The 13954-nt window shown below is 48.3% G+C and carries 14 protein-coding genes, 6 tRNA genes and 2 pseudogenes; 16 read left to right on the top strand and 6 right to left on the bottom strand.

The window, feature by feature from the left end; genetic code table 11:
• The first annotated feature begins 110 nt into the window (after nt 1–110).
• From G604_RS0107985 to G604_RS0107965, 6 genes are all read left to right on the top strand, one after another.
• Nucleotides 111–196 (top strand) — tRNA-Ser (locus G604_RS0107985).
• A gap of 7 nt (nt 197–203) precedes the next feature.
• Nucleotides 204–278 (top strand) — tRNA-Arg (locus G604_RS0107980).
• A 7-nt stretch (nt 279–285) separates the two neighbouring features.
• Nucleotides 286–358 (top strand) — tRNA-Phe (locus G604_RS15230).
• A gap of 7 nt (nt 359–365) precedes the next feature.
• Nucleotides 366–447 (top strand) — tRNA-Tyr (locus G604_RS0107975).
• Nucleotides 448–478: 31 nt separating this feature from the next.
• A tRNA-His gene (locus G604_RS0107970) sits at nt 479–551 on the top strand.
• Between the two features lie 6 nt (nt 552–557).
• Nucleotides 558–632: transfer RNA gene (locus G604_RS0107965), tRNA-Thr, on the top strand.
• A 181-nt stretch (nt 633–813) separates the two neighbouring features.
• Here G604_RS0107965 and G604_RS0107960 read toward each other — a convergent pair.
• Nucleotides 814–1137, bottom strand: a pseudogene (locus G604_RS0107960) (hypothetical protein); the annotation flags it as partial.
• A 675-nt stretch (nt 1138–1812) separates the two neighbouring features.
• Here G604_RS0107960 and G604_RS13935 point away from each other — a divergent pair.
• The 4 genes from G604_RS13935 (at nt 1813) to G604_RS0107935 (ending at nt 4379) form a co-directional block, all read left to right on the top strand.
• Nucleotides 1813–2640, top strand: a complete 828-nt coding sequence (locus G604_RS13935; protein WP_036904991.1) for an agmatine deiminase family protein — start codon at nt 1813–1815, stop codon at nt 2638–2640.
• Between the two features lie 41 nt (nt 2641–2681).
• Nucleotides 2682–3431: a hypothetical protein gene (locus tag G604_RS0107945; protein WP_028910102.1), complete on the top strand. Its 750-nt coding sequence runs from the start codon at nt 2682–2684 to the stop codon at nt 3429–3431.
• Nucleotides 3432–3433: 2 nt separating this feature from the next.
• The gene (locus G604_RS0107940; RefSeq protein WP_028910101.1) at nt 3434–3832 is read left to right on the top strand and encodes an FKBP-type peptidyl-prolyl cis-trans isomerase; all 399 of its coding nucleotides are present in this window, start codon (nt 3434–3436) and stop codon (nt 3830–3832) included.
• Between the two features lie 106 nt (nt 3833–3938).
• Nucleotides 3939–4379 (top strand): hypothetical protein, encoded by a 441-nt coding sequence (locus G604_RS0107935; RefSeq protein ID WP_028910100.1) that lies wholly within the window; start codon nt 3939–3941, stop codon nt 4377–4379.
• Between the two features lie 164 nt (nt 4380–4543).
• Here the strand turns inward: G604_RS0107935 and G604_RS0107930 are convergent, their stop codons facing one another.
• The 5 genes from G604_RS0107930 to G604_RS14790 all read right to left on the bottom strand — a co-directional run bounded on the left by G604_RS0107930 (nt 4544) and on the right by G604_RS14790 (nt 7782).
• The gene (locus G604_RS0107930; protein ID WP_155941890.1) at nt 4544–5884 is read right to left on the bottom strand and encodes a PD-(D/E)XK nuclease family protein; all 1341 of its coding nucleotides are present in this window, start codon (nt 5882–5884) and stop codon (nt 4544–4546) included.
• Nucleotides 5885–6016: 132 nt separating this feature from the next.
• Nucleotides 6017–6178, bottom strand: a complete 162-nt coding sequence (locus G604_RS15715) for a heavy metal-binding domain-containing protein (RefSeq protein ID WP_081657709.1) — start codon at nt 6176–6178, stop codon at nt 6017–6019.
• 138 nt (nt 6179–6316) lie between these two features.
• Nucleotides 6317–6463 (bottom strand): hypothetical protein, encoded by a 147-nt coding sequence (locus tag G604_RS15225; protein WP_155941889.1) that lies wholly within the window; start codon nt 6461–6463, stop codon nt 6317–6319.
• Between the two features lie 4 nt (nt 6464–6467).
• Nucleotides 6468–7103 carry a M23 family metallopeptidase gene (locus tag G604_RS14795; protein WP_196801106.1) on the bottom strand — a complete coding sequence of 212 codons (636 nt, stop codon included), beginning with the start codon at nt 7101–7103 and terminating at the stop codon, nt 6468–6470.
• An 85-nt stretch (nt 7104–7188) separates the two neighbouring features.
• Nucleotides 7189–7782 (bottom strand): glucosaminidase domain-containing protein, encoded by a 594-nt coding sequence (locus G604_RS14790; protein ID WP_051220303.1) that lies wholly within the window; start codon nt 7780–7782, stop codon nt 7189–7191.
• Between the two features lie 253 nt (nt 7783–8035).
• Here G604_RS14790 and G604_RS0107905 point away from each other — a divergent pair, with 253 nt between their 5' ends.
• The 6 genes and pseudogenes from G604_RS0107905 (at nt 8036) to G604_RS0107885 (ending at nt 13949) form a co-directional block, all read left to right on the top strand.
• Complete coding sequence (locus G604_RS0107905) at nt 8036–8893, top strand: DUF4099 domain-containing protein (protein WP_028910097.1); 858 nt, start codon at nt 8036–8038, stop codon at nt 8891–8893.
• Nucleotides 8894–8921: 28 nt separating this feature from the next.
• Nucleotides 8922–9131, top strand: coding sequence for a hypothetical protein (locus G604_RS0107900; RefSeq protein ID WP_028910096.1), 210 nt, complete (start codon nt 8922–8924; stop codon nt 9129–9131).
• 23 nt (nt 9132–9154) lie between these two features.
• Nucleotides 9155–10789: a hypothetical protein gene (locus G604_RS0107895; protein WP_028910095.1), complete on the top strand. Its 1635-nt coding sequence runs from the start codon at nt 9155–9157 to the stop codon at nt 10787–10789.
• Between the two features lie 14 nt (nt 10790–10803).
• Nucleotides 10804–12225 (top strand): annotated as a pseudogene (locus G604_RS15675) (DUF6926 domain-containing protein); the annotation flags it as partial.
• A gap of 357 nt (nt 12226–12582) precedes the next feature.
• Nucleotides 12583–13251, top strand: coding sequence for a hypothetical protein (locus G604_RS15540; protein WP_231376103.1), 669 nt, complete (start codon nt 12583–12585; stop codon nt 13249–13251).
• Nucleotides 13252–13262: 11 nt separating this feature from the next.
• On the top strand, nt 13263–13949 hold the full coding sequence (locus G604_RS0107885) for a hypothetical protein (RefSeq protein ID WP_028910094.1): 687 nt from the start codon (nt 13263–13265) through the stop codon (nt 13947–13949).
• Nucleotides 13950–13954: the final 5 nt, after the last annotated feature.

The following is a 13954-nucleotide window of genomic DNA, read 5'->3' as shown; positions in this document are numbered from 1 at the left end:
CTCCCACAATACAGAACCCTTTTTAGGTAGAAAACAAACTTTTTTTGAAGATTTTTCTTGCTACGAAAAAAGGCTGCATCCGACAATAGTAACTTTGCATCATCAAACAAGGAAGTATGGGTGAGTGGTCGAAACCAGCACACTGCTAACGTGCCGAGCTCAAAAGGCTCCGAAGGTTCGAATCCTTCTGCTTCCGCTCTTATGGTGAGGTAGCTCAATTGGATCAGAGTAGGTGTCCACGGAACATCCGGTTGTGGGTTCGAGTCCCACCCTCATCACCTTTATGGAGACTTGGCAGACGTGGTGTATGCGCAGGACTGAAAATCCTGAGAATGAGGTCCGACTCCTCAAGGCTCCACAATTATTGAGGTGTTCTCCAGCGGCAACGAGAGCAGACTGTAAATCTGCCGCTATTCGGCTTCGGGGGTTCGAGTCCCTCCACCTCAACGAGACATTCCCTTTTCGGGACTGCAATATGGAGTCCGTAGCTCAGTTGGAAGAGCGCCAGTTTGTGGCACTGGTGGTCGCAGGTTCGAATCCTGTTGGGCTCCCAATTCGCTTCAATAGCATAGTGGTAGTGCAGTTCACTTGTAATGAACAGGTCGTCGGTTCGAATCCGGCTTGAAGCTCCATACGATAAAAGGCTCCCTTACTTGCTGTAATGCAGGTAAGGAAGCTTTTATTTTATTAATGAAGTGAAGGAATTAAGCACAGCACGTTGCTGTCTTACACGAAGTTTAAGATGGCAATGAGTCTGTTCTTCACCTCGTCAAGCACTCTCACAGTCTCCTTGTCAGTTTTGTTTTCCTTATCAAGGAGCAGGATAGCCTGCTTGATGAGCTTGCAGTCCTCTAAAGACAATGGCATCTCCGTAATGGAGTAGTCAGGGTCTGCGTATCTGTAGTATATTCTGTCGTAAACCTCAATCGGCGCATTGTACCCCAGTTTGTCAGACCTCATAATTTGTATGTCCATCTGTACCGTTCTGGCACATACGCCTTTAGTGATACCCTCCATGTCGTATAGTGCTTCGCTACACGCTTCCACGAGGTCATCGAGTGTCCATCTTCTATATCTGTTCCTCAGACAATTGTCTATCGTTTTGTATCTGATTAAAGCATTCTTATTTGCAGGCATAGTTATATGTTCGTTAAGTAAAATAAAAAAGTTGAAACTTCCCGGTAAGGAAATCCCAACTATCTATATCTAATAGGAACTCTATCGTTGAATCAATCTATGATACCCGATAGAAATAACTATGCGTGCGATAACTACGGAATCCCATGCCGGAGGTAAGCGATGTACTAAATGTATGCACATAGCTACTATGCTCGAAGCGTCGATAACTCCGGGCAAAGAAACGTGATGTTGTTATGTGCAAATTCTGTATCATATCCGTATAGGACTCTAATTCTAATCTTTTTTTTATCTCGGTTGCAAAGTTACAAAATAACAGCGAAATCTATTTTCGTAATTGGAGGAAAAATCAATGTTCAGAGTAAAATAGGGGTTATAAACTTATACAACTAAGTCTATATAGCCGTTTTTTCAAATGCCTACCGCCCATAGAACTTTCCGTCATCATCACACATTCTCTCCAAGTCTGATTAGTATGTTCTATAAATTCCCTTCTATCGAGGCGCATGAGCGCATCCTCTATGCCAACTTCCTGAAGGTCAATCAAGAGGTCAAGGACATGATTGCCGAGATACAGGAGTTCTACAAGAAGTAAAAAAAGTCGCCTCAAAATTTGGAGAATCCAAATCCTTATTATACCTTGGTGGTAGATATTTATTATTTAATTTGTTGAATATGAGGAACATTGTAGAATCAGACAGCAATGTGATACTACTGTCGCCTGGTCTCTTTCCTGAGATAGTGGAGGAGATAAAGGAGAAATGTGGCAAGCATGGTATTCGGGTCGCATTCTGTGGTTCGAAAGACAACATCTGGGTAAGGGATTACATGCCCATCCAGTTGAGTGACGACTGCTTCTTGGAGTACCAATATACTCCCGACTATCTTCTGTCATCAAAGCGATACGGCAAGTACCTTGTAACATCTGAGCATTTTGTAGAAGATACATTAGGAAAGACTACAAAGCAGTTAGGGCTTGTGATTGACGGCGGTAACGTTGTCAAGTTGGCCGATAAGTATGTGGCCATGACGGAGAAGGTTATGGTTGAAAATCCTCAATACAACCAAGCAGACATTGAAGCAATCATCAGAGATCGTTTCCACCGTGAAGTTCTGTGGTTACCATGGGATAAAGCCGAAATGTACGGTCATTCTGATGGAATCATCAACTATCTGAATGGTACTGTAGTAATGACCAACTACAGTGACTTTGATAAGAATATCGCCCGACAAATCCACGAGCGACTTGACAAGGCCGGCTTTGAAGTCAAAGAATTGGAGTATTCGTTCAAGAAAGGTTTTCATCTTCGCTCTTGGTGCTACGTCAACTTTGTAGAGACTCAAAACGTTGTCTTGGTTCCCAGGTTGGGGGTTGCAGAAGACTGCGAGGCTGTCGAACAACTGTCGAAAATCACTCCCAAGCCAATAGAAACCATCAATGCACTGCCACTTGTTCGACGTGGTGGAGCAATTCATTGCGCTACATGGAACATATTTCAATAATTATTCGTAAATTTGCAAGCGAACCATAAACTAAAGGAACTATGGAAGAATTAGTAAATCTGCTGGCGAAAATAAAACCAGAAACAAAAGAAGAAGAGCTTGACAACGTATTTAAAGACGTTGCTACGAAGCTTATGAGTGAATTTGCCATCAAGAAGGGAGATGACTACTATCAGATGGTAGAGATTGAGTTCTATTGGTATTCACCCAATCATCGTGATCTTAGTGTATATCCTCGCAAGTCAGAAGCAGGGAACTGGTTTCTACACCCCAGTGGTGTAGACATCACGCTAAAGAGCAACATCGTTAAAGATGATGAAGACATAAGCAAGTTGCGCCTAAGATGGGAAGATGCAAAGAAGGAACAGAAAGAAGATTACTCTAAGAAATCTTCTTATGGTGGCATTCTAATTCGTACCCTTAGAAAGCTCACTCCCAATAATGATTCTGATGATATGGATTCCTTCATCGTCGGGCCATGGAATTGCAGCGATGCCCTGTTCGACTATCTGCCATGTGATGGAAATGCAGATGCCGTGAAGTTTATGCTTCCTATCATAGAAAAGAAAAATATCGATGAGATAATGCCAAATCTGGAGGACGGACTTCCAAATGACTATATAGGACAGGCTTTACGCAGCGGTATAGACGAAAAGCATACTGCAAAGTTTTACAAAGAGCCCTATTGCTTCTACGTCAACAAGCAATATGTGAGAGGCTGGGAAAAGGGCACGTTCCCCAATAAGCCTTGGAATAGTCGGAAAGTAGATTTTAACGAGTCTTCTAAGTAAATATGTCTAAGCGTGAATACATCATTGCCAACCGCAAATGGTTGGAAGACAAAGCCAAGGAGGAGGGCGTGAAAGCCCTCCCCAATGGCATCTATTATAAAGTATTGAAGTCAGGCGATCCGGATGGCGCGCAGCCACAGAAACGGAGCATCGTCACCGTTCATTATACCGGCTGGACCATCGACGGCAAGAAATTCGACACAAGCATTGGCGGTACACCGATTGCCATGCGACTCAGCGACTTGATTGATGGTTGGATCATTGCCCTCCAACAAATGCACGTCGGCGACCAGTGGGAGCTATACATCCCAGCCGAGATGGGGTACGGCAAATACTCGCAGCCCAGCATTCCCGGCGGTTCCACGCTCATATTCGATATAGAACTGATAGGAGTGGCGTAAAGAACTATAAAGACAAAGGTATATTGCTGTAAAAAACAAGATACAGTAAAATTAATTTGTCCAGATAGAAACTTTAATCCAAGACTTTCTTTACAAAAATAATACTATGAAATTAGCTGATTTCCTCTCTGATAAGTCAAAGCAAGCATTAAATGAAGTTTGCAAATCCTATTCTAAGGAATCCCTTGAAAAGATGGATTTCGCAGCGGAGGACAACGATGACGAACAATCACAAGAAAAAGGCAAGGCAAATAGAAAGGTTGATCGCCGAATTGAGTGGCAAGCAAAAAAAAGAAAAAAAGCGGAACTTCGACAAAGATTGAGAGAAAAAGAACAAGCATATATATTAGCTAAAGAAACAGCAAAGATTAAACATGCACTTGAAAAAAGTAGCCCCATGGGCACAAGACAAATTAGAAAAGAAGTGGATCTCAAAGAGCAAAACAGAAACAGAGTTCATAAAGGTAATAAAATTTATCCTACTTCTACGACCAACAGCTTAAAGGCATGGTCTATACCTATGGGTGGACAAAACAAGCGGTACTAACGCTACACACAGACTAATTCTTGAAAAGGGATGGTTAAACTTTTGATAATACCTATAATCATAACAAGCCTTTGCAGCAGAATAACATTTAAAAGGGAGATTATACTGCAAAGGGGTGTTAGAATAGGGTTGTTGGAGCCTCGACTGCGGAGATATTTTTTTCTTTATTTTCTCTGGTATTTATACCCCGACTTTTCAGCAGCGGTAAGCAATTCTGCAATGTTTTCGGCTCCTTTATCGGTATAATTCCATGCAATAAAATCATTTTTAGGTCCGCGGCTTGGGCAATTTGGGCATTGCTCCAATATAGCTTTAACCATTCTTTCTATATCATCAACATTATAGATTTTGTCAGGATTGCGATAGAATCCCCAGTATAGTCTATTATCATCTTCGATCCAAACTCCACAATACAAGCCATTTAAAAGGATTCCAAAGCTAAAGTCGTCAGTGTCTATTCGTGCATCAGGAAATTCTTTCCCTACTTCATTTTGCCATACACGCATCCTCAGAATCGCTTCAAGCGTTTTTAGAGACTGTTGAAGACTATTTATGTCCTCTAATGTCTTGGACACTTTTGCCAAGTTCTCTTCAGGAGTTTGCGGATTCAAAGACAAATCCTGCATCAGTTCTTCTATTATTACCATTACTTCTTGAATGTTTAATCTCGTATTATATAATCCATTGATATAGTCAGCAAACTGAATCATGGCTGAACGTAGGAATATCTCCGTTGATGGGATGACTTTATCATCTGAGGCAGCTGAAACAAGCCATTCGGGAAACATTCTATCAATCACACTTATTCTATCGTTATTGACAAAAAGATCTCTGCAATTTTGGCATTCCCGACACCACTCATTTGTTGCAATATTCCATTGTTCCCTATCACACCAGCATGAATATTGATCCTCGGAATCCAGGTCACAACACTTGCGGTCGCTGTTGTTGGTCATCCAATCCTTTGGCGCTCTCCATGCAGAATATCGGATATGAGACAAGAAATTATTGTCAATCCAACCAGGAAGCAATACCAAATAGATATTTTCTGGAGCATAACCTTTGTCAAGCATCTTCTTAACGTATCGGCCTAACTGGTTTCTTTGGAAAGCAGCCCCCTTTAGCTTGTTTTCTATAATTATCGTGTACAAACCGCGTTCTCGTACCCAAACATCAATGTGCTGCTCTTCTGCGGAGAAGATGGGAGAAGTAACTTTATTGGCTATTTCTGGGATGAAGGTATTTACGAAAGAATGCCATACGGGATAATCACCATTGTTCTCATAAGATAGAATTTCCTTGATTATCTGACTGGTCTGTCGCTCGTCAAGACCATTGTAATCAAGCACATTCAACATCTTTAGTGACTTAATTCCTTTCTCGCGCAATATCTCTTTTACATGCGTTGTAATAGTATTACAGAACCCCAATGTTTTCTGCAATACTGCCAATTCATGTTTCCGACATGATTCTATGATTTTCAAATATGTGCTTAAACTGCTCATTCTCTATAAATGAAACCTCTTATAGCGATTATTATCAATATGATGATGGCAACTACATAACCAACATCCCAGTAACATGGTCTTACGTTTCAGTTCTTTAATGGCACTTTCATACATTTCATTCATTCTTCTTTAATAGGAGCCCGAGTTTTCGCCAAAAAAGTCTGTGAATGATGCAGCAAAGTCTGCTATTATATTTGCACCAATAACGATATTGGCATTTACAACGCCAAGATATTCTCGGATTTTGATGCCGTCAAGCAAAGGTGTCGTGGTTACCAAAAACCTTTTCATGATTGTGTGAATTAAAGTAGATATTGCAAAGGTACATATTTTGAAGGAAACAATAGCAAATAAAGGAAGGAAAAAATTAAGCGGCGCTTCAATAGATGGGCATAAAGCAGACCATCGTTATAGTCGAAAAAAATACTCCTACCACCCATAAAACTTCCCACCGTCATCGCACATCTTCTCCCAGTCGGACTTACCGGTGTAGGTCCGACGGCGACGTTTCTTCTGCTTGTTCTTGCCTCCCCGCCAGATGAGCAGGATGAGGACGAGGATAAGTATGACTCCCATGATGTTACTTGTTTGTTAGTTGTGTGGTGATGTATTCAAGAATGAGCGCCGGGTCAAAGTATTTCCCTTTGTTACCTCCCCAGCGGCATGAGACGTGAAGATGCGGACCTGTAGTGTTGCGCCCACTGTTTCCGCTGACGGCTATCGGCTGCCCTGCGCTGACACGCTGCCCTGCAACGACCAGTATCTTGGAGAGATGGAGGTAGGAGCAGACGAAGAAACCGTGGTCTATCGTCACATAATAACCGCCCTTGATGGAGTAGGACGCTGCGACGACGGTTCCCGGCAACATCGAGAATACCGGTTCGTAATGCGCCTTCAAGTCCAACCCGCTGTGCATCCTCCTCCTTCGTCTGTTCATCGGATCCATGCGTAACCCGAAGGGCGAGCTGACGCTGATACGCTTGAGCGGAAGAGCCACCATCGGCAGATAAGCCCTCAGACTGTCGGCGGGCGGCAGCATGACGTCGGCATCATCGATGGTGTCACCCGGCTCATCATTCTCTGATTCGCCAAGTTCTATTGTCTTTTCCGGATGTTTTTTGAAGCCCTCACCAATCGTATTGAAGGGAGAGGTTTTACCCGTCTGCGCATGACCGTCGACTGCCATCAGCCAACCAGCCAAAACGAGTGTGAACATCCCTGACTTATATTGCAAAGATACGAAAAATCTATTGATTCTCAAAATTTTACGACTGATATTTGAAGTACTTTTGCGCATTTTATCACCTTGTAACTACATCCTTATAAATGCTCTTGACCATCCTTGCCAGTTTGACGATATACCGTGGGTCTTCGGCATAGCCAATCCTTTTGAGGAACTGGAAGTAGTTGCCACCCTTGTACCTGTATTGTATCATCCGCTGATACGCCACCACGCTGTCCTCCCATCTGTTGAACCGGAAATATTTCTTGTTCTTACTGTCGTACAATCCAAAGAGATTGTTGTATTCCTTGCAGACGCGAGAGGAGAAATGACCGGTTTCCAACAGAGCCTGGGCAAGGACGATCAGACCATTTGACAAGCCCACTTCCCTGATGACCTCCAAAAGGTTGAACATCGTCAGCTCCCTTTCTTTCCAATTTCTGTAGCTGCGCGTCCTCGGAGCCTTCTTTGCCGTTGCTGCTGGCTTCGGCATCTCCGTTTCTGCTTTCTCTGTTGGAGGGTCAGGCGGCTCCGAACTTTCTGCTGCCAATGTATCACGCAACGTGGGCATTTCTACATGGGCAGCAACAACCTTTCCATACCGTTCGCTTTGGCCAATGGTATGGAAATAACCCGATGCTGTCTGTGCCCGGCAGGGGACAAGACAAGTCATCAGAAAAACAATTTTAAGCGTGGTTCTTATGATCATGCCACAAAGATAGCACACAAGAGAGGCTTGAAAAGAATTACACGCTGACAACCCGTACTATTGCACCGTTATTAGCTGGATTGGTTCGATTTAGTATTTTGTTTAGAACCAATGTATCAACATCTTATGCAATAATGCTGATTTTTTGCTTGAACTTAGGTACAAGCCGTAATACTGCTTAATTTTGCTATCGTAATGTTCACCAAAAAGCATACTTATGCCATACAAACCATTCCATAGAGAGGAATATCCTCTCGACATTCTCAGTGAGTTCGGACTGACCGAGGAGATGATTTACGACCTCCCGGATTATGTCCACGAGCGTCTTGAGTCAGGGCTGAAATCGCCGTTGCTGCCCATCAGCATTCGGCAGCCGTTCGGACTCACCCATTGCTACGCCAAGTTCTGTCTGACAGAGACAGAGGACGGCATCGACGTTCTGTTCTCACCCAAACTGAAGGAGGCCGACCTGTCCTCCTTCACAGACAAGGAGCGCAGTCTGCTGCTCGCAGGAAAGGTAATCGTCTCCGACATCGAGGAGACGCTCCTGTCGGCAGACGGGGAGGAAAGTACCCAAAAGATAAAAGCCTTCGTGCAGCTCGACCGCGACACCAACGGCGTGGTCTATTCCCCGACACAGATCATCGGCCGTAACCTCATGAACATCAACAATGAGTTCGACCTCACGCCTGAGGACATCCTCCGCTTCCAACACGGCGGACTCGTCACGACGACCTTCCTCGACCGCGACGAGCGTATCACCATCGGCCTCGACCTTTTCTCCGAGAACGGCGTTGTCGTCGTAGCCGGTGATGCCAGCCGATGGGAAAAAATGGTGCGCCGCCAGATGCCGGAATATTCCTTTGGCAACGACGGCTGCTGGGTCAACAGAGGCGGCGTCCTGTCCTATGTTCCCGAGAACGAGTTCACCCAGGACATCTGCGATGCGTTGCTCCGTCAGGCCCAACGCTATGGAGTAGGCATCGACGAGCAGCGTGACAGCGACGGCTACTCCTTACAGCGCAGCTACCTCCCGTCCAACGAAGAGGCACGGCAGCTCACGCGTTCCTGCTAAATTATTCACCATTCAAACTGATACTTTTATGAACTACCCGGATTACGACACATTACGCGAGCAGTACGAGGCTGGCAACATCAATGCCGTTGACTTTGTCACCCTCCAGTCAAAAGAGATGACAGAAGACTATGAGCAGTTCTGCCATGACAATGACATCTTCCCCCAGAGTGAGGAAGCCGCCAAGAGCTTCCTGGATTTCCGCGAGGCTCTGTTCGAGGAATGCATCAGCAATTAGTAACCTTTTCACCCAACAACCCTATGAGCATCCGATCAGAAGCCATGTCTTACCGCGGCGACCTGTCCTACGAGCTCCGAGAGCTGCTTCGAAAGAACGGCATGAGAGCCCAGCTCGCTGTCGAGCAGGACCGCTATAAGCTGCTCGTGCAAGGCCACGACTCGCCAATGATAACCTACGACATCAGCGAGCAGCAGTTCCGTGCCCTCGGCGACGGTGGCAGCAACTACGCCAACAAGAAAGCCTACGGGACATTCAACCAGATTGTCGGCAAGGACTTCGACGTGCCCTCGTCCTATGTCTCCGCCCGCAGTGTCAACAGCCGTGTGGCCATGGGGCTCCACGGCTACCGTGAACGTCCTGACACCTTTCATTCCGATTTCATTCCAACAGCCTACGGCAGGTCGTTCCTTGGCTGGGCTCCCACCAGGCAGCCCGGCATGCACCTCCGTCGCATGGCGGGTGTAGCCGTCGTGCCGATGGTGGCCGACCATACCGACGGCCGTCTGCGTCCGGGAGAGCTGAAAAGTGGCGGCTACGGCTACTACTACAAAGGAGGCCATACCGATCCCTTGCAGGAGATGCAGAACATCCTTCCGCAGACTGTCAGCCGTCCCCGTCCTCAGGAGCCTGCCAAACCCTACAAGGAACTGATCACGTCCAATGTCTATTTCAGCAATGAGAAGTGGCAGCAGGTACTCTCCTCCCATGGCATCCTCGTCGATGCTGACAAGAAGACACTGACCATTCAGTCGCGTGCTACCCAGCAGGATTTTGTCTATGACCTTACCGACAGTGAGGTGAAGAAGCTGACCGACAACTCCCTCAAGTCAACGCCCATGAAGGAGCGCTTAGGCATCTTGAACCGAGTTATCAGTGGTGATTTTCAGGACAAGATCACGATGGACACGCTCAACAGCCGGGAGACGGTCTCCCTCAGGTTGAAGCCGGAGGTCGAAGCACAGCTGAAAGGCCGTATGATTGCCGACGACAAGATTCAGCTCACGGCTGACCCATTGGCGCAGCAGCACCATGCACCGACCCTTGACCCCGAGCAGGGCTATGCCAACGGCCGTGACCTGGAGGCGATGAACGACCGCAAGGGCTGGTACCGTGAGGGCAAGCACGGCAGAGATGTGGAAGTCGGCGACATCTGGGTAGAGAAGACTCCTACACCCGACAACGCCCAGAACAAAGACAAGGAGCAGGAACAGCGTAATAAGGAGCAGAAATTCACTTATCGGATGTGCGCCGTCATCAACGGCGAGGTCATCAGCCATGACATCAGCAAGAAGCAGTATGACAAATACATGGCCGTGGACGACTACCAGCGTCAGCGCATGATGTCGAAGGTCTTCCACGAGGTCGATATGAAGACCCGTCCGGAGATGCGTCAGGGCTTCAACCTCGGAGCCTTCGTCGGTGCCGGTCTCGCCGCCCTCAGCGATGCCACTTATCTCGGTGCCGACATCGCCCACAACGTTGAGCACATCAAGCATCCCCATTCCGCTCCCGTGTTCCATCAGGAGGTTCACGGCACGGGCCGCATCTATGTCAAGCCCGGAGTCGACTCCCCGCAGGACATTGCCGAGCGTGCCTTTGATGCCGGACTCCACGCTGGTATCAATGCCCGTGACATGGGAGGATTCAGCCGATAAACCATTAGCAACAGATGAATATGCCACTGACATACAACGACTTCCGCGAGCGCATCGACATCCAGGACGTGCTCCGTGACGCCGGTTACCACCTCAACCGTCGTGACGGACTGCGCTGGCCGTCGTATGTGAGGGTCGGCAGCGACGGCAGACGTGTCTCTGGTGACAAGTTCATTGTCACGGCCAACGGCAAGGGCTGCTTCCATCCGCCTGAGCAGAAGGTCTACAGTGTGGTGTCGTTTATCATCCATCACCCCGATCTCTTCCAGGAGTACCGTCCCGGGATGAATACGCACCATCTCGTCAACCTCGTTTGCAACCGACTTCTCAACCAACCCATCGACAGATCCATGCACAACATCATCGAGCACCGTCGCCAGGCCAAGCCTTTCAGCGTCAAGGACTATCAGTTCACATACTTCCAAAAACTCAGAGCCGAGAACATACGCAAATTCGGACAGTTCTTCAACAGTCGCATGATCAAGCCTTATGTTCAAAGAGCCTTCTCGCCTTACTTCATGCTTTCAACGAAACGTGTTGATAATGAAAGGAATATCCACCGTACAAACCTTGCTTTTCCGCTGACGGTTCCCGGTGGAAAGGACATCGTCGGGCTCGAAGAACGTGGCCGTCCGCGTCTCGACGGGTCCAGCGGCTATAAGGGTAAGGCCCTTGGCAGCAACGCCTCGGAAGGACTGTGGATAGCCAGTCCCAAGGGCACCGAGCTGAAGGATGCCCGCCATGTGCTGTGGTTCGAGAGTGCCTACGATGCCATGGCTTACTACCAGCTCCACGCTTGGAAGAATGAGGAGCTGCGCCGAGCCGTCTATCTCTCCACCGGTGGCAATCCCACGGTCATGCAGTTCCGCGGGGTCATCAGGGAAGCGCCCGAGGCCTGTCATCACCTGTGTTTCGACAACGACATGGCAGGACGGCAGTTTGCCGAGAACTTCCATACCGAGCTGCGTCACGTTCGCGAAGGTCTGCCCAAGGTCGGCGAGGACATGAAGGACTATATGGCCTCCCTGCGGAATCCCGATAATCTGCTCTCCGGCGACGAGTACCGGCTGCCCAAAGACTTGCAGGATGCCTATGGACTATATGAGAATGAAGCCGACGAGCTCTATTCCATGAAGACATCAGGGCTGTGTCCTGACTTTGAGATAGAGGAACAGACGCGCAAGGCCATGCGGCTGCATGAGGAATACTACAAAAAGCTGACAGACAAGCTCTGTATCGGTCAGGAGCAAGGCCGTCTGAAGGAAATAGGCACCTACGACATTCCCGACTGGGCGATACCAGCCTTGGAGAACGGCGACTATGAGGGATTGACAGAGGAAGAAACCGACGCTCTGAACCAGTTCCTTGACGAGCATTTTCCAAAGGGCTTTGTCTCAGACGTAAAATGGGACGATATCAATGAGTTCAATACCCGTCCCGCTTTCGGCCCACACAATCCCCATGCGCTTACTGATAGGGGGGAGTCGCCTTATCAGGCTGTCAAGACCTATGCCGTCCGTTTCTTCGATCCCCAGCGACGTGACGGTAAGGCACTGCCCAAGCTGACCGTCGTGCGTGAGGTTCCGCCCGATGGTTCCAAGGACTGGAACGACATGCTCTTCCAAAAAGAGATGGAACGTATCAAGACGGAAATCCTCGGACCTGATGGCGAGAAGAAAGTTGCCTCCGGCATTGACCTTGACGGCGACGGTGAGGTGGAACTCAACGAAAGCGATGAGAAAAAACAAGCCGGGAGACAGAGGATAGGCTATACCAGCATCCTCATCCTGCTGATGCTCCTGAACTTCACCGTCAGGAGTCATGCGCAAGCAGTAACCGCCAACCCCGGTGAGCATACCATTCTGGCTGCCGGAAACAGTCTTATCAACGAGACGGTCGGCAAGGAAGCCGATGCGCAGCGTGGCACGGCCATCCTGCAAAGCACCATGGCGGCGGAGTTCACGACCATGAAAGGTTGGGAGAAGAAGTACAACAGCTATCTGAAGACCGCCAACGGCTATGCCTCCGCTCTGAAAGCCGCCACACATATCTATGACGACGGGCTCCGCATCCTCATCACTCTCGACAAGCTGCGCCGTGCCGTCAACAACAACCCTCAGGGCATTGCCGCAACAGTGAGCATGAACAATCTCTATATCGAGACGACCACGGAGATGGTTTCCGTCTTCACCCTACTGAAGGATGCCGTAGCCAAGGGTGGCGAGAGCAATATGCTCACGGGTGCCGAGCGTTCCAAGACGCTGTGGGAACTCGAAGACCGACTATCGTCCTTCTCCCACAAGCTCCGTCAGCTCTATCTCAGCATCCGCCATTACCGAATGGCAGATGTCTGGAACCGTGCCACAGCCGGGATGATAGAGCGCGACCGTCGCGACGTCGCCCTGCAGTCGCTGTCCCACTGGAAGCGCTATGCCAAAGAAGTAAGTCTGTATTCCAAGTAACACCCGGTAAGATGAAGCACATCGTATTACTCCTGTTACTCGCTGTTCTCCTTCCACTGCCCGGTCATGCCCAGATTGATCCCATTCTGACGGGGATGATCATCGAGTACACGAAGAAGGCGGAGTCGCAGTACAACGCCCAGATCAAGCTGATGGGAGCCGAGTCGGCCGGACATATCTGGCTGAACGAGGAGGTCGCTGCCACGAAGGACCTGCAGAAACAGTTTGACGACTACCTGAGCACTTTCCGGACGACCATCTCCTATGCTGCCCAGGCCTATGGTTTCTACTTTGAGGTTAACCGACTCTGCGAGCACATGGGCAGTCTGTCAAAACAGATCAGCGAGGCTCCTGCCAATGCCATTGCCGTGGCTCTTCACAAGAAGCGCAACGACATCTACATCAGCATCCTCACCAAGAGCATGGGCATCATCAACACCATCCGCGAGGTATGCCTTGACAAGAAGATGACAGAGCAGCAGCGCATCTCCCTCGTGTTCTCCATCCGTCCGCAGCTCAAGGCGATGAACCATCAGCTGGCGATGCTCACCAAACTGGTGCGGAGTACCACGATGGGACTAGTATGGCACAATATCGAATACAACTCACTGCCGCATAGGGAGGGTAGGGCCGGACTCATCGAGGAGTGCCTTGACACCTGGCGCGTAAACGCAAAACATGTGAAACCCAAAAAATGAAGTAC

Origin of the sequence: Prevotella sp. AGR2160 (assembly GCF_000424185.1) — a bacterium.
Lineage (GTDB): Bacteria > Bacteroidota > Bacteroidia > Bacteroidales > Bacteroidaceae > Prevotella.
The sequence above is the reverse complement of the archived record's forward strand: the minus strand, read 5'-3'. Positions and strand labels throughout refer to the sequence as shown.